Source organism: Nocardiopsis halophila DSM 44494 (assembly GCF_000341245.1).
Taxonomy (GTDB): Bacteria; Actinomycetota; Actinomycetes; order Streptosporangiales; family Streptosporangiaceae; genus Nocardiopsis_A; species Nocardiopsis_A halophila.
Genome location: NZ_ANAD01000076.1, coordinates 1 through 23054, shown reverse-complemented (window position 1 = coordinate 23054; position 23054 = coordinate 1). Strand labels below are relative to the sequence as shown.

General features: G+C 74.0%; 16 protein-coding genes and 2 pseudogenes. 10 read left to right on the top strand and 8 right to left on the bottom strand.

All coding sequences use genetic code 11. The features are described from left to right. Positions 1 to 126: 126 nt before the first annotated feature. A complete protein-coding gene (locus D450_RS0109950; RefSeq protein ID WP_017538522.1) occupies positions 127 to 552 on the bottom strand; it encodes a MerR family transcriptional regulator in 426 nt (141 codons plus the stop codon). Between the two features lie 151 nt (positions 553 to 703). On the opposite strand from D450_RS0109950, the gene ahcY (D450_RS0109945) reads away from it, so the two are divergent. Both ahcY (D450_RS0109945) and ahcY (D450_RS0109940) read left to right on the top strand, forming a co-directional pair. Beyond that, positions 704 to 2140: an adenosylhomocysteinase gene (gene ahcY / locus D450_RS0109945; protein WP_017538521.1), complete on the top strand. Its 1437-nt coding sequence runs from the start codon at positions 704 to 706 to the stop codon at positions 2138 to 2140. Positions 2141 to 2183: 43 nt separating this feature from the next. Continuing rightward, positions 2184 to 3446 (top strand): adenosylhomocysteinase, encoded by a 1263-nt coding sequence (gene ahcY, locus D450_RS0109940; RefSeq protein WP_017538520.1) that lies wholly within the window; start codon positions 2184 to 2186, stop codon positions 3444 to 3446. Here ahcY (D450_RS0109940) and D450_RS0109935 read toward each other — a convergent pair. After that, a complete protein-coding gene (locus D450_RS0109935) occupies positions 3403 to 4212 on the bottom strand; it encodes an RDD family protein (RefSeq protein WP_017538519.1) in 810 nt (269 codons plus the stop codon). The two genes, ahcY (D450_RS0109940) and D450_RS0109935, sit on opposite strands and share 44 nt — an antisense overlap. Before the next feature lie 83 nt (positions 4213 to 4295). On the opposite strand from D450_RS0109935, the gene D450_RS0109930 reads away from it, so the two are divergent. The 3 genes from D450_RS0109930 (at position 4296) to D450_RS0109920 (ending at position 6576) form a co-directional block, all read left to right on the top strand. Continuing rightward, the gene (locus tag D450_RS0109930) at positions 4296 to 5291 is read left to right on the top strand and encodes a stage II sporulation protein M (RefSeq protein WP_017538518.1); all 996 of its coding nucleotides are present in this window, start codon (positions 4296 to 4298) and stop codon (positions 5289 to 5291) included. A 125-nt stretch (positions 5292 to 5416) separates the two neighbouring features. Continuing rightward, the gene (locus tag D450_RS0109925) at positions 5417 to 6331 is read left to right on the top strand and encodes a hypothetical protein (protein ID WP_017538517.1); all 915 of its coding nucleotides are present in this window, start codon (positions 5417 to 5419) and stop codon (positions 6329 to 6331) included. Then, positions 6331 to 6576, top strand: a complete 246-nt coding sequence (locus D450_RS0109920; RefSeq protein WP_017538516.1) for a hypothetical protein — start codon at positions 6331 to 6333, stop codon at positions 6574 to 6576. Before D450_RS0109925 ends, D450_RS0109920 begins: the two co-directional genes overlap by 1 nt. A gap of 39 nt (positions 6577 to 6615) precedes the next feature. Here the strand turns inward: D450_RS0109920 and D450_RS29875 are convergent. The 5 genes and pseudogenes from D450_RS29875 to D450_RS0109895 form a co-directional block, all read right to left on the bottom strand. After that, a pseudogene (locus D450_RS29875) lies at positions 6616 to 7906 on the bottom strand (DUF58 domain-containing protein). Positions 7907 to 7952: 46 nt separating this feature from the next. Continuing rightward, the gene (locus D450_RS0109910; protein WP_017538514.1) at positions 7953 to 8936 is read right to left on the bottom strand and encodes an AAA family ATPase; all 984 of its coding nucleotides are present in this window, start codon (positions 8934 to 8936) and stop codon (positions 7953 to 7955) included. A 41-nt stretch (positions 8937 to 8977) separates the two neighbouring features. After that, complete coding sequence (locus D450_RS0109905; protein WP_017538513.1) at positions 8978 to 10126, bottom strand: DUF4350 domain-containing protein; 1149 nt, start codon at positions 10124 to 10126, stop codon at positions 8978 to 8980. Then, the gene (locus D450_RS0109900; RefSeq protein ID WP_017538512.1) at positions 10123 to 10725 is read right to left on the bottom strand and encodes a DUF4129 domain-containing protein; all 603 of its coding nucleotides are present in this window, start codon (positions 10723 to 10725) and stop codon (positions 10123 to 10125) included. The genes D450_RS0109905 and D450_RS0109900 overlap by 4 nt, the downstream gene beginning before the upstream one ends. Then, positions 10722 to 12026 carry a glycerophosphoryl diester phosphodiesterase membrane domain-containing protein gene (locus D450_RS0109895; protein ID WP_017538511.1) on the bottom strand — a complete coding sequence of 435 codons (1305 nt, stop codon included), beginning with the start codon at positions 12024 to 12026 and terminating at the stop codon, positions 10722 to 10724. Before D450_RS0109895 ends, D450_RS0109900 begins: the two co-directional genes overlap by 4 nt. Positions 12027 to 12463: 437 nt before the next feature. On the opposite strand from D450_RS0109895, the gene mtrA reads away from it, so the two are divergent. The 4 genes and pseudogenes from mtrA (at position 12464) to hpf (ending at position 19006) form a co-directional block, all read left to right on the top strand. Then, positions 12464 to 13144, top strand: a complete 681-nt coding sequence (mtrA, locus tag D450_RS0109890; protein ID WP_017538510.1) for an MtrAB system response regulator MtrA — start codon at positions 12464 to 12466, stop codon at positions 13142 to 13144. Between the two features lie 34 nt (positions 13145 to 13178). Then, positions 13179 to 14928, top strand: a pseudogene (gene mtrB, locus D450_RS29870) (MtrAB system histidine kinase MtrB). After that, the gene (locus D450_RS0109880; RefSeq protein WP_039820313.1) at positions 14925 to 16820 is read left to right on the top strand and encodes an LpqB family beta-propeller domain-containing protein; all 1896 of its coding nucleotides are present in this window, start codon (positions 14925 to 14927) and stop codon (positions 16818 to 16820) included. Before mtrB ends, D450_RS0109880 begins: the two are co-directional and overlap by 4 nt. A gap of 1529 nt (positions 16821 to 18349) precedes the next feature. After that, positions 18350 to 19006: a ribosome hibernation-promoting factor, HPF/YfiA family gene (hpf, locus tag D450_RS0109870; protein WP_017538505.1), complete on the top strand. Its 657-nt coding sequence runs from the start codon at positions 18350 to 18352 to the stop codon at positions 19004 to 19006. A 72-nt stretch (positions 19007 to 19078) separates the two neighbouring features. Here hpf and D450_RS0109865 read toward each other — a convergent pair whose 3' ends face one another. Further along, positions 19079 to 19468, bottom strand: coding sequence for a hypothetical protein (locus D450_RS0109865; protein WP_239647509.1), 390 nt, complete (start codon positions 19466 to 19468; stop codon positions 19079 to 19081). Between the two features lie 236 nt (positions 19469 to 19704). On the opposite strand from D450_RS0109865, the gene secA reads away from it, so the two are divergent. Next, entirely contained in the window at positions 19705 to 22611 is a 2907-nt protein-coding gene (gene secA / locus D450_RS0109860) for a preprotein translocase subunit SecA (protein WP_017538503.1), read from the top strand. Positions 22612 to 23054: the final 443 nt, after the last annotated feature.

Genomic DNA, 23054 nt, shown 5'->3' with positions numbered 1-23054 from the left:
CTCTTCTACGGGGACGCCAGCCACATCGCCGCCACCTACATGCGCACCATGGCGCCCGTACTCGAAGAGCGCATGCTCGCCGCGACCGGCTGGTGAGGCGCGGCCGGTGAGGCGCGGGGCCGCCGGTCAGCGCCGCTCGGTCCCGCGCCCGTCGGCGGTGCGGCCCCGGGACTGCAGCAGCCGCAGCGCCTTGCGCTTCTCGAAGTCCATCGCCCGCGCCCGCGGCGGCGCCAGCCGCCCCAGCCGCTCGCCGTAGGCCCGCACCCGGGCCAGCGTCTCGGGCTCGGCCAGCATCCGCAGCGCGAACGCCAGCGCCGCCGGGGAGACGTCGTAGCCGCGCTCCAGCTCCAGCCCCGCGGCGATGGTGCGCAGGTCCTCGGGGGAGAACCGGCGGTGCCGGTGCCCGCGCCCGGTCGGCTGCTCCTTGGTGGCCGGCAGCAGCCCCAGCGCCTCCCGGTAGCGCAGGCTGCGCGGACTGGTGCCGAGCGCCTCGGCGGCCTCGGAGATGGGCACCGCGTCCGCACGGTCGCGGCCCGGGCGGGGAGTGGACATGGCCCCGACCCTAACCGACCGCGGCCCCGCCCACCGGGACCGACCGGGCGAATCTGACAAACCCGCGTCAAATTCGCCGCCGAGCCCGTGCCCTGCGGCGGGGTCCGCGTCTAGACTCGGTGCGCATCCACCACAAGGAGTGAAGACACGCATGTCATTCGACTTCAAGGTCGCGGACCTGTCCCTCGCCGGCTACGGGCGCAAGGAGATCAGCCTCGCCGAGCACGAGATGCCCGGGCTCATGGCGACCCGCGCCGAGTTCGGTGACTCCAAGCCCCTTGCGGGCGCCAAGATCATGGGCTCCCTGCACATGACCGTGCAGACCGCCGTCCTGATCGAGACCCTGGTCGCCCTGGGCGCCGAGGTGCGGTGGGTCAGCTGCAACATCTTCTCCACCCAGGACGAGGCGGCCGCCGCGGTCGTCGTCGGCCCGAACGGTACTCCGGAGGACCCCAAGGGCGTCCCGGTCTTCGCCTGGAAGGGCGAGACCCTGGAGGAGTACTGGTGGTGCACCGAGCAGGCGCTCACCTGGCCGGGCGGTGACGGCCCCAACATGATCCTCGACGACGGCGGCGACGCCACCATGCTCGTGCACAAGGGCACCGAGTACGAGGCGGCCGGCGCGGTCCCCGACCCCTCCACGGCCGACACCGAGGAGTTCCGGGTCGTCCTCACGCTCCTGCAGAAGAGCCTGAAGGCCGACGCCAAGAAGTGGACCGAGATCGGCAAGCGGATCAAGGGCGTCTCGGAGGAGACCACCACCGGCGTGCACCGCCTCTACGAGATGGCGCGCGAGGACAAGCTGCTCTTCCCGGCGATCAACGTCAACGACTCGGTCACCAAGAGCAAGTTCGACAACAAGTACGGCATCCGCCACTCGCTGCCGGACGGCATCATGCGCGCCACCGACGTGATGATCGGCGGCAAGGTCGCCGTCGTCTGCGGCTACGGCGACGTCGGCAAGGGCTCGGCCGAGGCGCTGCGCGGCCAGGGCGCCCGGGTCATCGTCACCGAGATCGACCCGATCAACGCCCTGCAGGCGGCGATGGACGGCTACCAGGTCACCACCGTCGAGGACGTGGTGGAGACGGCCGACATCTTCGTCACCACCACCGGCAACTTCGACATCATCCGCGCCGACCACATGGAGCGGATGAAGCACCAGGCGATCGTCTGCAACGTCGGCCACTTCGACAACGAGATCGACATGGCCGGCCTGGAGAAGATCCCGGGCATCAAGAAGCAGGAGATCAAGCCCCAGGTCCACGAGTTCGTCTTCAAGGACGGGCACTCGATCATCGTGCTGAGCGAGGGCCGCCTGATGAACCTGGGCAACGCCACCGGGCACCCGAGCTTCGTGATGTCCAACAGCTTCACCAACCAGGTGCTGGCGCAGATCGAGCTCTACGCCAAGACCGAGGAGTACCCGATCGGGGTGCACATGCTGCCCAAGCACCTCGACGAGAAGGTCGCCCGGCTGCACCTGGACGCCCTGGGCGTCAAGCTGACCGAGCTGACCAAGGAGCAGGCCGCCTACATCGGCGTGGACGTGGCCGGCCCGTACAAGCCGGACCACTACCGCTACTGAGGCGCCGCCTCGAGCAGCGACTCCTCCGCACGGCACACACGCGATGGCACTGCCTGAGCACGACGTGGCGGACCTCGGCCTGGCGCAGGCCGGGGTCCGCCGCGTGGAGTGGGCCGAACGCGCCATGCCCGTCCTCGGGCGCATCCGCGAGCGCTTCGCCGCGGAGCGCCCGTTGGCGGGCGTCCGCGTCTCGGCCTGCATGCACGTCACGGCCGAGACGGCCAACCTGCTGCGGGCCCTGCGCGCCGGGGGCGCCGACATCGCCCTGGCCGCCTCCAACCCGCTGTCCACCCAGGACGACACCGCGGCCGCGCTGGTCGCCGAGTACGGCATCGCCGTGCACGCCCGCACCGGCATGGACGAGGACGCCTACGACCGCAACCTGCTCACCGTCCTGGAGCACCGCCCGCACCTGCTCTTCGACGACGGGTGCGACCTGGTCAACATCGCGCACACCGAGCGCCCCGACCTGATCGCCGAGGCCGCCGGGGGCTGCGAGCAGACCACCACCGGGGTGATCCGGCTGCGCGGGATGAGCGCCGAGGGGGCGCTCAAGCTGCCCATGGTCGCGGTCAACGACACCGCCACCAAGCGGATGTTCGACAACCGCTACGGCACCGGCCAGTCCACGATCGACGGCATCCTGCGCGCCACCAACGCCATGCTCGCCGGGCGCACCTTCGTGGTGGCCGGGTTCGGCTACTGCGGGCGGGGCCTGGCCGAACGCGCCCGCGGCATGGGCGCGCGCGTGGTGGTCACCGAGGTCGACCCGGTCAAGGCGCTGGACGCGGCCATGCAGGGCTACACCGTGCTGCCGATGGACGAGGCCGCCCCCGTCGGCGACGTCATCGTCACCGTCACCGGAAACCGGGACGTGGTGCGCCCGGAGCACCTGGCGGCCCTCAAGGACGGCGCGGTCCTGGCCAACTCCGGCCATTTCGACGTCGAGATCGACCTGGACGCCCTGGAGGCCATGGCGGTCGAGGTGCGCCGCGGGGTGCGGCCCGAGGCCGACGAGTACGTGCTGGCCGACGGGCGCCGGGTGGTGCTGCTGGCCGAGGGCCGCCTGGTCAACCTGGGCGCGGCCGAGGGGCACCCGGCGGCGGTGATGGACATGTCCTTCTCCGGGCAGGCGCTCACCGCGGCCTGGATCGCCGCCGAGGGGGCGTCACTGGCGCCCGGGGTGCACGACGTCCCCGACGGCATCGACACCGAGGTGGCCCGCCTGGAGCTGGAGGCGCTGGGCGTGCGCACCGACGCGCTCACCCCTGAGCAGGAGGAGTACCTGCGTTCCTGGCGTGCATGAGGCGCTCGGCCTCCCGGCGGCGGCGCTCGGCGAGCACCGCGGCCAGGTAGTCGGGCGGGGTGGTGCCGGGCGGCGGGGGCGGCCCGACCTGGGAGGCGACCATGTCGGCGATGCGCACCCCCATCTCGTGCCGGGCCTCGGGGGTGAGCTCGGCGAAGCGCAGCACGTACTGGCGGGCCATGGCGGCGGTGTCCGGGGACAGGCCGCTCAGCTCGGCGGCACACGCCCACTCGGCCAGGTGCGGCGGCATGGGGATCTCGCCGGTCCCGGTGCGCCGGGTCCGCTCGGAGACGACCAGCGTCCCGGCGGCGAAGTCGCCGACCCGCCGGCCGTCGCGGTCCACCAGCGAGGTGATCAGCGCGATCATCCCCGACAGCGTCCAGATCTCCACCACGGCCACCAGGGCGCGCACCAGCGCCTGGCGGAACCGCTCGGGGGAGCCGTCCGCGCCCACCACGCGCAGGCCCAGCGCCATCTTGCCCAGGGAGCGCCCCCGCGTGGCGGTCTCGAAGGCCACCGGGTAGCCGACCAGGATCAGCACCGTGAGCCCCAGGTAGGCGGCCATGGTCGCGGCGGGGTCCACCCCGTCGGCGACGGCCGTGATGAGCAGCATGAGCAGGAGCAGCGACACGCCCTGCACCACGATGTCGAGGGCCAGCGCCAGGGCGCGCGTGGCGAACCCCGCCGGGCGCAGGTCGAGCACCACGGCGTCCCCGGTGACCAGCTGCGACGGCGCCCCGTGGGCGTTCTGACCCGGGTGTACCACCAGTGCTCCCTTCTTCCCCGATGGGCACCGATCGCCCCCGGTGCCCGCCTCCCAGTCTGTCACCAAGGGTAGGGTCGCTTGGCGTGGAGATCGACGTTTTCGCCGCCGCGCACCGCGGGGACTGGGAGCGGCTCGAGGCGCTGGTGCGCCGGCGCCGCAGGCTGACCGGCCCCGAGGTCGACGAGCTGGTCGACCTGTACCAGCGGGTGTCCACCCAGCTCTCGGCCGTCCGCTCGGCCGGCGGCGACCCGGCCCTGGTGGGACGGCTGTCCGGCCTGGTGGCGCGGGCGCGCGCCGCCGTGGTCGGGGCGCACGACCCGGCCTGGCGCGACCTGGCCCGGTTCCTCACCCGGACCTTCCCGGCGGTGGTGTACCGGCTGCGGTGGTGGTGGATCGCGGCGAGCCTGGGCACCGTGGCCTTCTCCACCGCGATCGCCGTGTGGCTGGTCAACGACCCGGCGGCGATGGCGGCGATGGGCACCCCGGAGGACATCCGGGCCTACGTCGAGCACGACTTCGAGAACTACTACGTGGAGCACCCGGGGGCGTCCTTCGCGGCGCAGGTGTGGACCAACAACGCCTGGGCGGCGGCGCAGGCGCTGATCTTCGGGGTGTTCCTGTGCCTGCCCACGGTCTACGTCCTCGCGCTCAACGGCGCCAACCTGGGGACGGCCGGGGGCATGATGGTCGCCCACGGCAAGGGGGACGTGTTCTTCGGTCTGATCATCCCGCACGGGCTGCTGGAGCTGACGGCGGTGTTCGTGGCGGCCGGTGTGGGCCTCAAGCTCGGCTGGACCGTCATCGACCCGGGCGGCCGCCCGCGCGGCCGGGCCCTGGCCGAGGAGGTGCGCGCGGCGGTGGCCGTGGCGCTGGGGCTGGTGCTGGTGCTGTTCGTCTCCGGCCTGATCGAGGGCCTGGTGACGGGGTGGGTGCACACGACCTGGCTGCGCATCGGCATCGGCGTGGCGGCCGAGGCGGTGTTCCTGCTCTACATCTACACCCTCGGCCGCAAGGCCTACCGGGAAGGCGAGACGGGCGACATCACCGCCGCCCCCCAGACGGCGCCGACGGCGGCGTAGGACGGCGGAGCGGACCGGGGCCGACCGTCGGCGGCGCGGCCGCAAGGGGTTCCGGTCGCGTTCTTGATACACAGGTTCGACGTTTCCCCTGCGGCCTGCACAGATCCGCCGCTAGCGTCCCGGGCATGGTCAAACCCCCTCATGAGGCCCTGCACCGGATCTTCTGCGAGGATCCCCACCTGCTGGGGCGCACCTTCGAGCACCTCTTCGGCAACGGACCGCCCGCACCCGAGTCGGTGTCGGTGCTCAACGCCGATCTCTCCGAGATCAAGGTCATCGAACGGCGCGTGGACTCCGTCCTGTGGTTGGAGTACGGCGCCGAGGACCACATCCTCATCATCGAGGCGCAGTCCGAGAAGGACGGGGGCAAGCGGGGCAGCTGGCCCTACTACGTCTCCTACCTGTACGAGAAGTTCGGGTGCGGAGTGACGCTGCTCGTCGCGTGCCCGTCGACGGCCACGGCGTCCTGGGCACGTGAACCCATCGTCATCGGCTCTCGGTGGCACTCGACCCAGACGACGGCCCCGATCGTGCTCGGCCCGGACAACGTCGCAACCGTCACCGACCCCGATCAGGCCGCCGAGGACGTGATGCTGGCGGTCTTCTCCGCGCTCGTGCACCGGAAGGGCCCGAAGCGGGATGGCATACTGAAAGCGCTGGCTGAAGCGCTGGACAGGATCGAAGTCGCGACCGCGAAGTACATCGCCGAGTTCACCGAGACCGGCCTCGACGAAGGCCCGGCGCGAGAGTTCTGGAGGGAACTGATGGCCGGAGCGACGTACCACTACCCGTCCCAGATGCGACTGCAAGGCCGCGCGGAGGGCCGTGCTGAGATGGCCGCACGAGCCGTCCTCATGGTTCTGGAGGGGCGAGAAATCGCTGTTTCCGACGCGGTGAGGGAACGCGTGCTCGGGTGTACCGAGAAGGATGTCCTCGAGCGGCTGTTGCGTCGTGCGGGCGTCGTCGAGTCAGCCGAAGCGCTCTTTGCGGACGAAGACGCCGCGACGGAGCCGCGTCCCTCTGGACGCGGATCCGTGTGATGGCCGGAGCGACGTACCACTTCCCGTCCCAGATGCGGCTGCAAGGCCGCGCGGAGATGGCGGCGAATTCGGTCTTCACCGTACTGAAGAGGCGGGGGATCCCGGTCTCCGAGGGCGTGCGGGAGCGGATTTCGGCCTGCCGCGATGAGGCCGTGCTCAGCGGTCTGGTGGACCGGGCCTTCGATGTCCGATCCGCTGAGGAACTTTTGGAGGACCTCCCGAAGGGCGACGCCCCCGCACGGTGAGCTTCGCCGGGGGAGGGCCTTGGGCCTTCCCCCGGTCGGCTACAGCCTGCCCTGGGCCTTCATGGCGATGTAGGCGTCGGCGAGGGCCGGGGCGATCGTGTCGGGCGGGGCGTCGACGACCTCGACGCCGTGCCTCTTCAGTTCGGCCGTGACGCGCCTGCGGTCGGCCAGGGTCCGGCGCGCCGCCGCCGAGCGGTAGGCCGCGCGGGCGTCGCCGCGCTCGGCCGCCATCGCCTCCACCGCCGGGTCGCCCACCGCGGCGAGCATCACCGCGTGCCGCGCGGTCAGGGCCGGGAGCATCGGCAGCAGGCCCTCCTCCAGGGCCGAGGCGTTCAGGTCGGTCAGCAGCACCACCAGCCGCCGCGAGCGCCCCTGGCCGCCCAGGACCGCGGCGGCCATCGCCGCCGGGTCCGACTCCACCAGCTCGGCCTCCAGCGGGGCCATCGCCCCCACGATCGAGGGCACCGACGTGCCCCGCCCCCGGGTGCGCACCTGGGCCCGGACCCGGCGGTCGAAGGCCAGCAGGTCCACCCGGTCGCCCGCCTTGGCGGCCAGCGCCGCCAGCAGCAGCGCCGCGTCCATGGAGTGGTCCAGCCGGGGCACGTCCCCCACCCGGCCGGCCGAGGTGCGCCCGGTGTCCAGCACCAGCAGGATCCGCCGGTCCCGCTCGGGCCGCCAGGTGCGCANCGGGGGGGCCCCCCCCCCGCCAGTCGATGGAGCGCACGTCGTCCCCGGGCACGTACTCGCGCAGCGAGTCGAACTCGCTGCCCTGCCCGCGAACCAGGGCGCTGGTGCGCCCGTCCAGCTCGCGCAGGCGCGCCAGCTTGCCCGGCAGGTGGCGGCGGCTGTGGAAGGGCGGCAGCGCCCGCAGCGTCCACGGCACGGTGTGCGTGGCCTGGCGGGCCGCCAGGCCCAGCGGGCCCAGGCAGCGCACGGTCACCCCCGCCGCCGCGTGGTCGCCGCGCCGCTGCGGCTCCAGCACGGTCGCCAGCCGCCGCCGCTCGCCGCGCGGCACCCGCAGCGGGTGCCGGGCCGGGTGCGCCCCCGCGCTCGGCGGCCAGGCGTCCCGCAGCACCCCGCGCAGCGCCCGCCCGGGCGGGCCGGACACCAGCAGCTCCACCCGGGCGGTCTCGCCCAGCCGGACCGAGGTGTCGCCGGAGCGCTCCAGCGCGACCCGGCGCGCGCTGGGCGCCAGCGCCAGGTCGGCGGCGATGAGCAGCACCACCAGCGCCACCGACCCCCACGCCGCCTGCGGCGCGAGCACCCCGGCGGCCAGTACCACCGGAACGGCGGCGAAGGCGAGCGCCACCGCGCGGCCCGTGATCGCCATCAATGCTCCATCCCCGGTCCCGTCGGCTCCACCGCGCGCCCTCCGCTCACCGGGGGACCGGCACCGAGGCCAGCACGCCGTCGAGCACCCCGTCGGCGGTGGCGCCCTCCAGCTCGGCCTCCGGCCGCAGCGCCACCCGGTGCCGCAGGGTCGCCCGGGCGAGCGCCTTCACGTCGTCGGGGGTCACGTAGTCCCGCCCGGACAGCCACGCCCAGGCCCGGGAGGTGCGCAGCAGCGCGGTCGCCCCGCGCGGGGAGGCGCCCAGCTGCAGCGACGGCGACCGCCGGGTGGCCCGGCACAGGTCCACGATGTAGCCCAGGACCTCCTGGGAGACGCGAACCGAGGCGGCCGCCGCGCGCGCGGCGGCCAGCTCGACGGGACCGGCCACCGGGCGCACCCCCGCCGCCTCCAGGTCCGATGGGTCGAACCCGGCGGCGTGCCGGGCCAGCACCCCCACCTCGTCGTCCCGTTCGGGCAGGGCCACCACCAGCTTCAGCAGGAACCGGTCGAGCTGGGCCTCGGGCAGCGGGTAGGTGCCCTCGTACTCCACCGGGTTCTGGGTGGCGGCCACCACGAACGGGTCGGGAAGGGGCGAGGGGTCGCCCGCGACCGTCACCTGCCGCTCCTCCATCGCCTCCAGCAGGGCCGCCTGCGTCTTGGGCGGGGTGCGGTTGATCTCGTCGGCCAGGAACAGGTTGGTGAACACGGGCCCGCGGTGGAACTCGAACTCGGCGGTGCGCGCGTCGTAGACCATCGACCCGGTGACGTCGCCCGGCATCAGGTCCGGGGTGAACTGGGTGCGCTTGTGGTCCAGGTCCAGCGCCGCCGACAGGGCGCGCACCAGCAGCGTCTTGGCGACGCCGGGGACGCCCTCCATCAGCACGTGGCCGCGGCACAGCAGCGCCACGACCAGGCCGGTCACCGTCTCGTCCTGGCCGACCACGGCCTTGGCGACCTCGTGGCGCACGGCGCCCAGGGCCTGGCGCGCCTGCTCTGCGCTGGGCGCGCCCTGCGGGGTGAAGGCGGTCACGGTGTGCTTCCCTCTCTCGGTGGTCACGTGGGGTGGGGCGGTCAGGCGCCGGGGGAGAGCCGCCGCTCCAGGCGGTCGAGGTCGTCGGCGAGGGCGGCCAGCGCCGCGTCGTCGGCCGTGTCGCCCCCCTCCGGGGCACCGTACAGCAGCGACCGCACCCGCCCCGGGTCGTCCCCGGTGCGCCGGGCAACGGCCTCGGCGACCGCGTCGGCGCCGGCGCCGGGCCCCAGTCCGACGGCGGTGCGCAGCCGCTCGGCGGTGTCGGCGCGCAGCGCGGCGGCGGCCCGGTCCCGGGCCCGCCGGGAGGCGTAGAGCCGGGCCCGGCCTTCGGTGGTCTCGGCGGCGCGCACCACGACCGGGAGCCGCTCGGCGACCAGCGGCCCCAGCCGGCGGCCGCGCCACAGCGCCAGCAGCACCAGCGCGGCGGCCAGCGGGACCGCGGACCAGACCAGCGGCCGCGGCAGCAGGCTCCAGACGCTCTTCCCGCCGCCCTGCACCGCCGCGTCGGGCAGGAACCACACGACGTCGCGCCCGTCGGCCAGGTTGAGCAGCAGCGCGGCGTTGCCCTCGCGGCCCAGCCCGGCGTTGGTCAGCGGCGCCGGGTCGCCGAGCACGGTGGTGGCCGCCCCGTCCGGGCGGTCGGCGACGACGAGCGCGTCGCCGCCGTCGGCCGGGTAGCAGCCGGCGGCGCCGCCGGTGTAGGTCTCGCCGCCGGTGTCGGCGGCCCCGGCGGCCTGCGCGGCGGGCAGCCCGCACCCGGGCTCCAGGGCGCCGCCGTCGGCGCGCCCGGCCACCGCGACCCCGGGGGCCAGGGTCCGCAGCGCGGGGCCGCTGGGGCGCACGGCGAGCACGTCGGCACCGGAGCCGGCGAGCCGGTCCAGCTCGTCGCCGGTCAGCCGGTAGGAGGCGGACAGCACGACCAGGGCGTCGCCGGAGGCGGCGTCGAGCGCCGAGGCGCTGTCCCGGGCCACCGTGACGTCGCCGCCCTGCTCTTCGAGGATGTTCACGAGCGCGCGCGAGCCCTCCGGCGTCGTCGCCTCGGGCTCCAGCAGCCCGGTGCGCTCGGGGCGCGCGCCGAGCGAGACGATGAAGGAGAACAGCACCAGGACGGCGATCACCGCGACCGGCCCGCGCGCGCTGCGCCAGCGGGCCGCCAGTGACGGGGGAGCGGTCGGGGAGGCGGTCGTCACCGTGCGGCCTCCTGCGGGCGTGCGGCGGACAGGGCCTCGTCCAGGTCGCCCAGGGCGCGGTACCCCTCGGGGGTGGCCGGCCGGTCGCCGTAGGCGCTGTCGTTGAAGACCACCGCGGCCTCCTCCAAGGCGGCCCGGTGGGCGGGCAGCGCCTCGCCCGCGTCGGCGGCCAGCTCGGTGGCGGTGCGCCCGGGGCGCGGCGCCACCACGGCGCGCTCCTCCAGGTCCAGGGCGATGGCGCGGAGCCGCTCGCGGACCGCGGCGGACAGGTCCCCGGCCGCGGCGTGCCGTTCGGCGGCGGCCCGGTGGTCCGCCGCGGTCGCCGGGGCCCGGTCGCCGAACAGCGCGGCGGCCGAGGAGGCCCTGCGGGCCGGGCGGGCCCGCACGATGAGCACTACCGCGGCCAGCACCAGCACCGCCAGCAGCGGGCCCAGGGTCCACCAGCCGCCGGGCAGGTCCCCCGCGGCGCCTTGGGCGAGCTCGGTCAGCATCTCCCAGAACCGGGACAGGGCGCGCTGGACCAGCCCCGGCTCGGCGGCGCCGTAGGCCGGGTCGGAGAGCTCCTCCCCGGCGATGCGGGCGCCCTCCTCGCGGGTCACCACGGCTGGGCCCCCGGTGCGGGCTGGGCCCCCGAGGGGGGCGCGGCCGGCGCGTCGGGCAGGTAGACCTCGGGGCCGATGGCGGCGCCCTGCTGGGCGGCGGCCTGCAGCCGCAGGTCCAGGGCCTCACGGCGCATCCGCAGGTCGACGTAGAGCAGGCCGGTGACCCCGCTCAGGAACGGCGAGGTGATCGCGCCGCCCAGGACCGACCCCAGGAAGATCGCCGTGGCGTAGAGCACCGCCGCCAGCGCGGTGTCGGTGACGGCGACCATCGCCACCGACCCGCCGAGGGAGAAGGGCGTGGCCAGGATGCCCGCCACCATGCTGGTGACGAGCGAGGCCAGGATGAGGATGCCGAAGGTGCGCCACCACGATCCGGTGGTCAGCCGCCAGGAGCGGGCCAGGGCCCGTCCGGCGCCCACCCGCTCGAGCACCGCGGCCGGCATCGCCAGCGCCACGCGGACGTAGATCCACACGCCGAGCACCGCGGTGAGCAGCAGGCCGCCGATGAGCAGCGGCACGCCCAGCCAGGGCTCGACCTCCACGGCCAGGAACACGCCGCCGATGAGCACCCCGAAGAACAGCACGAACCAGCCGATGCTCATCAGCACCAGCAGCCCGGCCACCCCCAGGACGGCGCCGGTGCGCGGGGCGAACCAGGCGAACGCCTCCCGGACGGTGGGCCGCCGTCCCAGCACCGCCATGCCGATGACCGAGGCCAGCACGCCGGAGAGCACCGCCGTGCCGACGAACTGCACCACCAGGCCTCCGGCGTTGAGCGCCATCGTCGTCACCGAGAACGGGAAGGCGTCGCCGGGGGCCCCACCGGGCTCGACCTGGCTGGCGAACCGGTCCATGTCGTTGAGCAGGGTGCCGTTGCCGATCGAGGGCAGCAGGCTGACCACGGCGCTGAGCAGCACCGCCAGCCCCAGCACGGTCTTGGGGTTGCCGCGGATGTAGCTGAAGGCCCCGTTGAAGATGTCGCCCAGGGTGAGCGGCCGCAGCGCGATGATGCCCGGGCGCGGGACCGGCGGCGGCCCCCAGCCGGGGGCGCCGTACCCGCCGTGGCCGCCGTAGGGGGGATGGCCCCCCGGGGGCGGCGGGGATCCGCCGGGCGGCGCGTACCCCGGGCCGTATCCGGGCGGTGGGCCCTGCGGCGGGGCGAATCCGGGGCCGGACGGGGCGGGCCCGGGATCCTGCGGCGGGGGCGCGGCGCCTCCGCCGGGGACGGCCCACGGACCCGGAGGCGGCGCCTGGTCGGGTCCCGGATCGCCTCCGGGGCGGCCGTCGTCGTGCGTCATCTCTCCTCCGCCGTCCGTCCAACGCATGGGTGTCCCCACGCTATGCGAGATCGCCCGCGGGGCAGGCCGCGGCCCGCCCCGGCCACCCTTCGCGCCCTGCGTGAGCGGCGCGTCCATTCGTTCGTTTTGTATGCTTTCGGTTATCTACCGACCAAGTCGCGCGATGTCCGGAGGCGGACAGCCCGGGGCGGTGCCCGCGGGCGCGGACGGGGCGGGGAGTACGCGATCGGGGAGGCGATCGGGCCGAGGCCGCGGGGTGACCGGGGCGAACCGCAGCCGGACGCGCCGGGGAGATGGCAAGGTGTGGGGGAGACCACGGCTCCCGCCAGGGACCCCCGGCAGAAGTGACCGCAGTTCGCCGCTTGAGTGTCCAGAAAGGAGAAGGCGCTGGGTGACGCGTCCCCATCGGGGAGGCGGACCGGGTGCCGGAAGCATTGATGAAGGGACGCGTACTGGTCGTCGACGACGACCTCGCCCTCGCCGAGATGCTCGGCATCGTCCTCAGAGGCGAGGGCTTCGAGCCGACGTTCGTGCACGACGGGGACAAGGCGCTGGAGGCCTTCCGCGAGTCCAAGCCCGACCTGGTGCTGCTGGACCTGATGCTGCCCGGGACCGAGGGCATCGACGTGTGCCGTCAGATCCGCGCCGAGTCGGGCGTGCCGGTGGTGATGCTGACCGCCAAGGGCGACACCGTCGACGTGGTGCTCGGCCTGGAGTCGGGGGCCGACGACTACATCGTCAAGCCGTTCAAGCCCAAGGAGCTGGTGGCCCGCGTCCGCGCGCGCCTGCGCCGAACCGAGGAGCCCGCCCCCGAGGTGCTCCAGATCGGCGACATCACCATCGACGTGGCCGGGCACGCGGTGCGCCGGGACGGCGAGCCGATCAGCCTCACCCCGCTGGAGTTCGACCTGCTGGTGGCGCTGGCCCGCAAGCCGCGCCAGGTCTTCACCCGCGAGGTGCTGCTGGAGCAGGTCTGGGGCTACCGGCACGCCGCCGACACCCGCCTGGTCAACGTGCACGTCCAGCGGCTGCGGGCCAAGATCGAGAAGGACCCGGAGCACCCCGAGGTCGTGGTGACCGTGCGGGGCGTCGGCTACAAGGCCGGCGGCGCCGCCTGACCGGATCCGGACGGGAACGGGAGCAACGGGAGCAGTGGCCGCCGACGGGACCAGCGACCCCGCCGCGCCTCAGGAGGCGGCGGGGGCGGACGAGGCGGCCCCGGGGGCGCTGCACAGGGTGAGCACCGGGCTGCTCCGCGGTTACCTCGCGGCCCAGCGGGCCGCCCGCGGCCTGGTGCGCTGGGTGCACCAGCGCTGGCGCTCCTCGCTGCAGCTGCGGGTGGTCTCCAGCACGCTGGCGATCTCGGTGGCGGTCGCCGCCGTGCTCGGCTTCTTCCTGGTCCAGCAGGTGCGCAGCGGGCTGCTGGAAGCCCAGCGCGAGGCGGCGCTGAACGACCACGCCGCCGGGGTGAGCAGCGCGATCAACGCGCTGCAGGACGGCGACCAGTCGGTGGACTCCGAGGAGCTGCTGGAGAGCATCGTCGACGACCTGGCCGGAGGGCGTGCCGAGTCGGGCGCCTACGACGTGATGATCCTGCCGAGCGTGTCCGGCACCCGCGGGTTCGTCGGCGGGGACGTGNCCCGGGGAGACGGTGCAGGCCTCGGCCACCGGCGAGCCCGCCTACTGGACCTACACCGAGATCCAGAGGAACTTCGCCTCCGACGAGCCCGGCCTGGTGGTCGGCGCCCCGCTCTCGCACACCTACGAGCTCTACTACGTCTTCCCGCTCTCGCACGAGCAGGCCATGCTCGACCTGGTGCAGAACACCCTGTTCGTGGTCGGCGCGCTGCTGTGCCTGGTGCTGGGGGTGATCTCCTACCTGGTCACCCGGCAGGTGGTGAGCCCGGTGCGGGCGGCGGCCGGGTCGGCCGAGCGGCTGGCCGAGGGCGAGCTGAACGAGCGCATGCAGGTGCGCGGCACCGACGACCTGTCCCGGCTGGCGGTCTCCTTCAACGAGATGGCCGGGAGCCTGCAGGAGAAGATCCAGGAGCTGGAGGAGCTGTCCAAGTCCCAGCGCCAGTTCGTCTCCGACGTCTCGCACGAGCTGCGCACCCCGCTGACCACCATCCGGATGGCCGGCGACCTGCTCTACGAGCAGCGCGACGACCTGGACGCGGCGATGAACCGCTCGGTGGAGCTGCTCCAGGGCCAGCTGGAGCGGTTCGAGGAGCTGCTGGGCGACCTGCTGGAGATCAGCAGGCACGACGCGGGCGCGGCCGCCCTGGCGGTGGAGCCGGTGGACATCCGCGACTGCGTGCTCAAGGCGGTCGGCGACTCCGAGCAGATCGCCGAGAAGCGGGGCATCAAGGTGGTGCTGCGCCTGCCCGCCGAGCCGTGCACCGCCGACATGGACGCCCGCCGCATCACCCGCATCCTGCGCAACCTGGTCGTCAACGCGATCGAGCACAGCGAGGACCGGGACGTGGTGGTCACCGCCGCGTGCGACCGGGACGCGGTGGCCGTGGCGGTGCGCGACCACGGGGTGGGCCTCAAGGAGGGCGAGGAGCACCTGTGCTTCGACCGCTTCTGGCGGGCGGACCCGGCCCGCGCCCGCACCACCGGGGGGACCGGGCTCGGGCTGTCGATCGCCAAGGAGGACGCCCAGCTGCACGGCGGGTGGCTGCAGGCCTGGGGCGAGCCCGGGGCCGGGTCGCAGTTCCGGCTCTCCCTGCCCCGCTCGGCCGGCCAGGAGCTGCGCGGCTCGCCGCTGCCGCTGGTGCCGCCGGAGCGCTCGATGGGCCGCGGCCGCATCGCCCGCCCCGCGCCGGAGGAGGCGCCCGCGGGCGAGCCGGCGCCCGCCGAGGAGCAGGGGCGGACCACCACCGCGGGGGAGGTCGGATGAGACGCGTGCCCAACCGTGCCGGCGCCGCCGCCGGGGCCCTGGCGGTGCTCATCGCCGGGGGCTGCGCCACGGTGCCCTCGGCCGGCCCCATCGCCCAGAGCGACCGCGGCGGGGACTCGCCCGCCGCCTCCGACTCCTACGTGCGCATGCTGCCCGCCGGCCCCCAGCCCGGCGTCAGTGAGGACGGCCTGGTCCAGGGGTTCCTGAAGGACATGGCCAGCTTCGAGGACAACCACGCCGCGGCCCGGCGGTTCCTGCTGCCCGACCGCCGCTCCTCCTGGTCGCCGGACGACTCGGCGCTGGTCTACGAGAGCATGGACACCGTCTCGCTGGACGTGGAGCCCGGGACCGACGAGAACACCGCCACGGTGCGGATGCGCACCCCCGAGGCGGCCGTGATCGACCCCGACGGCCACTACGTGGCCGGCGACGGCGGCGACCTCATCGACGTCTCCTTCCGGCTGGAGCGGGACGGGGAGGGCGAGTGGCGCATCGCCGACCTCCCCGACCGGCTCGTCCTGGCCCGCGCCGACGTCGAGCGGGTGTACCGGCCGCTGAACATGTACTTCTTCAACCGGGACCGCCGCACCCTGGTCCCCGACCCGGTGTTCATCCCGGTGACCTCGGACGACGTGGCCACCCGCCTGGCCAAGAAGGTGGTGGCCGGGCCGACCCGCTGGCTCTCCCCGGCGGTGGACTCGGCGTTCCCGGAGCAGGCCCGCGCCGACGTGGCCTTCGACGGCGGCCGGGTGACGGTGGAGCTGGGCGGCCGCACCCCCTCGGCCGAGGACCGCGAGGCGATGGAGGCCCAGCTGGGCTGGACCCTCAAGCAGCTGCCGGAGGTGCAGGAGGTGGTGCTGCGCGCCGGCGGGGAGGAGAGCCGCGTCCCCGAGGACGAGGAGGAGAGCCTGCAGGGCGCCACCGAGGAGTGGGCGTCGGTCGACCCCTCGGGCGTCGGCGGCGGAGGGCTGAAGGCCTACTTCGTGCGCGAGGGGCGGCTGTGGAGCATGGAGGGCGAGCAGGACGGCGGCCGCCCCGAGGTCGCCGCGGTCCCGGGGGCGCCCGGCCAGGGCGGCGAGGCGCTCGGCGGGTACGCGGTCTCCCTGGACGAGCAGCACTTCGCCGCCGTGGACGGGGAGAACGACCGGGTGGTGCTGGCCGACGCCGGGGACGGGTCCTTCCGCCCGGTGCTCGACGGCGAGGGGTTCTCGGCCCTGTCCTGGGACTCCTACGGCAACCTCTGGGCCGTGGAGCAGCTCGGCCCGGAGCCCGCCGACGACGGCGGGGAGGACGGCGCCGACGAGGACGGGGACGCGGAGGACTCCGAGGACGCCGAGGAGTCCGGCGGTGACGAGGAGTCCGGCGGCGGTGGGTCCGAGGGCGAGGAGTCCCCGTCCACACGGGTGTGGATGCTGCGCGGCGGCACCGACCCGGTGGAGGTGGAGGTCCCCGGCCTGACCGACCGCGCCGTCTCCCAGCTCCGGCTCTCCCGGGACGGCACCCGCGCGGCGGTCATCACCGAGGACGGCGGCGCCGGCGGCCGGCTGTGGGTGGGCCGGGTGTCCGCGGACGAGGACGGCGGCGTCCGGCTCGGCGGCTTCATGGGGCTGGCGCGCGACGTCGGCGAGGTGGTCGACGCCGCCTGGCGCGGCGCCGACCAGCTGGCCGTCCTGGGCACCCAGCGCGACGGCGCGGTCCGGGGCTACCTGGTCCCGCTGGACGGCGGCACCGCCCCCTCCAGCGTGGGCCCGCTGTCGGGGGCCCGCACCATCGCGGCCGCCCCCGAGCTGCCGCTCCTGGCCGGTGCCGACGACGACCAGCTCTGGCTGACCGCCGACCGCGTCAGCTGGCAGCGCGCGACCGAGGGCAGCGACCCGGTCTTCCCCGGGTAGTCCCCGCCCGGTCGTCCACAGGGGCGTGATCCGCCTGTCCCCCGGGGCCGCGCCGGGTGAGACTGAGGGCGTGCTCTTCCTCCCCCGGCTCCGTGCCCTGGGCGGCCTCGCGATCGGGCAGTGCTGCGCCGGCTGCGGGCGTCCCGGGCCGCTGGTCTGCGCGGAGTGCGCGGACCGGCTCGCGCCCCGGCCGCACCGCTGCTCGGCCCGTCCCGGGTGCCCGCCGACCTGGGCCGCCGGGCCCTACACCGGCGCCGACCGGGCCCTGCTGCTGGCCTACAAGCACGGCGGCGCCCGGGCGCTCGCCNCCGCCGCCGTCGCGGCCGCCGTCCCCGGCCCCCGGCCGGTGCTGCTGGTCCCGGTGCCCGCCCGCCCGCAGAGCGTCCGGCGCCGGGGCGGCGACCAGGTCCTGCCGCTGTGCCGCCGCACCGCCCGTGCCCTGCGCGGGCGGGGGCGCGCCGCCGCGCACCTGCCCCTGCTCCGGCACGTGCGCCGGGTCGACGACCAGGTGGGCCTGGGGCGCGCCGGACGGCGGCGGAACCTGTCCGGTGCGCTCGCCGTCCGTCCGGGGCGCGCGCCGCCGGACACCGCGAAGCCGGAAACAGCGCCGACCGGCACGGTGGTGGTCGACACGGTGCTGGTCGACACGGTGCTGGTCGACGACGTCGTCACCACCGGGGCCACGCTGGCCGAGGCGGCGCGTGCGCTGCGGGCGTCCGGCGCCACCGTGCGGGCCGCGGCGGTCCTGGCCGAGCGCAGGTGAGCAGGGGGACGGGGGCGGTCCGGGGCCGTCTCCGGGGGCGTCAAAAATCTTTTGCCGGCGGGGCCGAAGGGGTCCGCTCCGGTGCCGTGAAGGGGCATCCGTGCCGTTTCCAGGACCTCCGGTGCGCATTCTCCACCTGACAAGTGGCGGTTCTCGGGTTAGCGTTTCGGACATGGCACCCGCCCGGGTCCGTGGTTGCGCCGGGGTGCGCTGCGCCGACAGGCGGAGCGGACCGCGGCAAGCCGATGCCAGGCGCAGGCGAAACGGCCCACGTAAGGCGACTTTTCGTCGTCCGATCACGGTGCGCCTTAGAGGTAAGACCTGCCTCGCAGAGGGTCCGGATGATCCTCGGGAGCGGGAGAAGGGCAGTAGTCGCACGCAAAGCGGCGGACCCCTCAGCAGGCGGATGTGGGGACGAAGACCAGGTCGGCCGGGCGGGTGGCATCCTCTTCCTCCGGTGTGCGCGCCCCGGCCGGCGGGCCCGGCGGCCCCGCCGGGCGCCCGCATGGCGCGCCGGTCCTGTCCCGAATGTGGTGTTCCCGGCCGTGAACAGGGTCTCTGCCACTCGATGCGCGGGTGATCATGGCCGTGTTCCGGGGTATACGCAAAGCCAGACGAGCCGTCGCGAGCCGCCTGGGCCGCGCGTTGCGCGGGCAGCCGGGCGGTCGGAAGGAGGAGCCCTTCGGTCCCCGCGCGCGCCGCGCGCAGGGATGCACCAACGGCCTGGCCGCCGCACGAGCGGCGGCTGAGCGATCAAGGGGGTCTTGTGGACATCATCGTCAAGGGGCGGCGCACCGAGATCAGCGACAAGTTCCGGCAGCACGTCGAGAACAAGCTCGCCAAGCTCTCGAAATGGGAGCGCAAGGGGATGACCGTCGACGTCGAGGTCTCCCGCGAGCGCAACCCGCGCCAGTCGTCCCAGAGCGAGCGGATCGAGCTGACGATCCACTCCACCGGCCCGGTCATCCGCAGCGAGGCCTCGGCCGACGACCGCTACGGCGCCCTCGACCTGGCCCTGGACCGGGTCGAGTCGCGGCTGCGCAAGGTCGTCGACCGCCGGAAGGTGGGCAAGGGCAAGCGCGCCCCGGTGTCGGTGGCGGCGGCCACCGCGGACCTCGCCGAGCCCGGCGCCGCCGGCGCGGCCTGGGTCCCGGCGCCCGCCGGCGCGCCCGCCGAGTCGGCTGCCGGGGAGGAGGGGCGCTTCGACGACGAGTTCGTCGAGCTGGACACCCAGGGGGACGGCCCGGTCATCGTCCGCGAGAAGTTCCACTCGGCCAAGCCCATGAGCATCGACCAGGCCCTCATGGAGATGGAGCTCGTGGGCCACGACTTCTACCTGTTCCACGACGAGGAGAAGGACGCCCCCAGCGTCGTCTACCGGCGCCGGGGCTTCAACTACGGGGTCATCCGCCTGACGGACTGACCCGCCCCGGCCCGCACCACGGGGGCGGCGCACCCGGTGCGCCGCCCCCTCCCGCGGCCCCGGCCGGGCGCCTCACGCCCCGGCCCGGCGGCGCTCGGCCTCCAGCTCGCGGTCGCGCTCCTTGATCCGGTGCAGCGGCGTGGTGTGCGGCTCCTCGGACTCGCGGTGCGGGTCGTCCAGCACCACGTCGGTGAAGATGTCCCCGGCCACGCACACCGCCAGCCCGGCCAGCGCCGCCACCGCGGCGGCGATCAGCGGCCAGGGCGTGCCGGCCACCATCGCCGCGGCCGCCAGCAGCGCCCCCGCCAGGAGCAGCCCCACCCCGATCCAGGAGCGGACGCGCCCGCGGTGGTCGCCGGTGGGGGCGAACCGCCCCCCTTCCCTCTGGTAGCCCCGGATGCGGGCGTCGTAGCGCCCGGCGTCCCGTCCGGTGTGCTCTTCGCGCTCGCGGCGGTCTGCCATCTCGGTGTCCCCCTTCACCGTGGTCCTCGGCCCTTCACAGGCCCTCCCCCTGGCGATATACCCGAACGAACGCCCTCTGCCCGTTCCGTCCCCCCGGCCGCGCCCGTGTGCCGCCCTTCGGGAGGGCGCGGGCGGGACGGCGAGGCAATAAGCTCGCCTAGGATGGAAGGCTGGGGGTCAAGGACACCGTCCCGCCTCCGGACGCGGGCCCCGATCTGCTGAGGAGCGCAGAGCAAGTGCCAGGCATACTCGACAAGGTCCTCCGCGCGGGAGAAGGCAAGATCCTGCGCAAGCTCAAGAAGCTCACGGACCAGGTCAACTCGATCGAGGAAGACTTCGCCGACCTCACCGAGGCCGAGCTCCGCGAGCTCACCGACGAGTACCGCGAGCGCCTCAAGGACGGCGAGAAGCTCGACGACCTGCTCCCCGAGGCCTTCGCCACGGTCCGCCGCGCCGCCCAGCTGACCCTCGGCCAGCGCCACTTCGACGTCCAGATCATGGGCGGGGCCGCGCTGCACCTCGGCAACATCGCCGAGATGAAGACCGGTGAGGGCAAGACCCTGACCTCCACCCTGCCGGTCTACCTGAACGCGCTCACGGGCGAGGGCGTGCACGTGGTCACCGTCAACGACTACCTGGCCCGCCGCGACGCCGAGAACATGGGCCGCATCTACCAGCTGCTGGGGCTGGAGGTCGGGGTGATCAGCCCCGAGATGAAGCCGGACGCCCGCCGCGCCGCCTACGCCGCCGACGTCACCTACGGCACCAACAACGAGTTCGGCTTCGACTACCTGCGCGACAACATGGCGCTGTCGATGGACGCGCTGGTGCAGCGCGGCCACAACTTCGCCATCGTCGACGAGGTCGACTCCATCCTCATCGACGAGGCCCGCACGCCCCTGATCATCAGCGGCCCGGCCCAGCAGAACTCCCGCTGGTACGAGGTCTTCGCCAAGATCGCCCCGCGCCTGCGCCGCGACGAGGACTACGAGGTCGACGAGAAGAAGCGCACCGTCGGCATCAACGAGTCCGGCGTCGCCAAGGTCGAGGACCAGCTCGGCATCGAGAACCTGTACGAGCCGGCGAACACGCCCCTGGTCTCCTTCCTCAACAACGCCATCAAGGCCAAGGAGCTCTACCGCAAGGACAAGGAGTACATCGTCAACGACGGCGAGGTGCTCATCGTCGACGAGTTCACCGGCCGCGTGCTCCGCGGGCGCCGCTACAACGAGGGCATGCACCAGGCCATCGAGGCCAAGGAGCGGGTGAAGATCAAGGACGAGAACCAGACGCTCGCCAAGATCACCCTGCAGAACTACTTCCGCCTCTACGACAAGCTCTCGGGCATGACCGGCACGGCCGAGACCGAGGCCGCCGAGTTCCACCAGACCTACGGCATCGGCGTGGTCCCCATCCCGACCAACAAGCCGATGATCCGCTCCGACGAGAAGGACCTCGTGTACAAGCACGAGGAGGGCAAGTTCGACGCCATCGTCGAGGACATCGCCGAGCGCCACGAAGAGGGCCAGCCGGTGCTGGTGGGCACCACCAGCGTGGAGAAGTCCGAGCTGCTGTCCAAGCTGCTCAAGCGCCAGGGCGTGCCGCACGACGTGCTCAACGCCAAGAACCACGCGCGTGAGGCCTCGATCATCGCCCGCGCCGGCAAGCTGGGCGCGGTCACCGTGGCCACCAACATGGCCGGCCGCGGCACCGACATCATGCTCGGCGGCAACGCCGAGTTCATGGCCGACGAGGAGCTGCAGGGCCGGGGCCTGACCCCGCTGGAGACCCCCGAGGAGTACGAGGCCGCCTGGCCGGAGGCGCTGGAGAAGGCCGAGAAGGAGGTCGCCAGCGAGCACGAGCAGGTCGTCGAGGCCGGCGGGCTGTACGTGCTGGGCACCGAGCGGCACGAGTCGCGGCGCATCGACAACCAGCTGCGCGGCCGTTCGGGCCGCCAGGGCGACCCCGGCATGAGCCGGTTCTACCTGTCGCTGCGCGACGACCTGATGCGCATGTTCAACAGCGCCCGGGTCGAGATGATCATGGAGCGCACCAACTTCCCCGACGACCAGCCGATCGCCTCGGGCATGGTCACCAAGGCGATCCAGAGCGCGCAGACCCAGGTCGAGCAGCAGAACTTCGAGATCCGCAAGAACGTCCTGAAGTACGACGAGGTGCTCAACCGCCAGCGCAAGGTCATCTACTCCGAGCGCCGCAAGGTGCTGGAGGGGGCCGACCTGCAGGAGCAGATCGCCGGGATGGTCGACGACGTGCTGGACGGCTACGTGCGCTCGGCGACCGCCGAGGGCGACGCCGGGGACTGGGACCTGGACAGGCTCTGGAACGCCTTCAAGCAGGTCTTCCCGATCAGCTTCACGGTGGACGACCTCATCGAGGAGAACGGCGGCCTGGGCTCGCTCACCCCGGACCTGATCTCCGAGCGGGTCCGCGAGGACGCGCACGCGGCCTACACCCGCCGCGAGGAGGAGCTGGGCGCCGAGGCGATGCGCGAGGTCGAGCGGCGCATCGTGCTGCAGGTGATGGACCGCAAGTGGCGCGAGCACCTGTACGAGATGGACTACCTCCAGGAGGGCATCGGCCTGCGCGCCATGGCCCAGCGCAACCCGCTGATCGAGTACCAGCGGGAGGGCTTCGACATGTTCCAGGAGATGCTGGCCGCCATCAAGGAGGAGGCGGTCGGCTACATCTTCAACGTCGAGGTCCAGGTCAAGGGCAAGTCGGAGGTCAGCGCCTCCTCGGCGGCCGCCGCGGCGGCGGCCAACGGCACCGCGGTCGCCGCGGCCGGGGGCACCGCCACCGAGGACGAGGCCGAGGCGGAGGACGGCGAGGACACCGACGGCGGTGAGCCCTCGGAGAAGGGCGCCGACGCCTCTGACGACGCCGCCGCCGACACCGCCGACGCCGGCTCCTCTGCGGACGACGGGGAGGTCGTGGTCTCCGGCTTCGGGACCGACCGCGGCCCGGACCGGCTCCAGTACTCGGCGCCGTCCGAGGACGGCGGGGTCGACAAGCGGACCGAGACGGTGGAGGACTCCTACGCCGGGACGCCGCGGAACGCCCCCTGCCCCTGCGGGTCGGGCAAGAAGTTCAAGAAGTGCCACGGCGACCCGAAGAACAAGTAGCCGGACGGGCACAAACGCACGCGGCCGGGGCCGCCCCCTCCACGGGGGGCGGCCCCGGCCGCGTCTCGCCCGGCGCCGAGCGGCTGTGCGCCGGTTCTGTCCACGCGTCCTGACAGCGTTCGTCGATCCGCGCCGACGGCATCCGCGAGAGCGGCTGGGCTGTGCCGATGAGATCTGAGCGCTGTCAGAACCGGCGAGCAGCCGCTCACTTCTCTCCGACATGCTCAGCGCGCGGAGCGGCGGCGGGACGGTTTCGTCGGCGGGGCGCCTCCGGTGCGGCGTCCCACCCGGCCGTCCGTCACCGGAGCCGGGTCCGGACATGGGGGAGCCCCCGGCCGCAGGCCGGGGGCTCCCCGCGGTGGTCCGTACAGGAAGGAGGAGGGCGTCAGCCGGTGCCGCCGCCCTTCTCCTGGCCCGTGGCGGCGCCGTCGCCGGACGCCGCG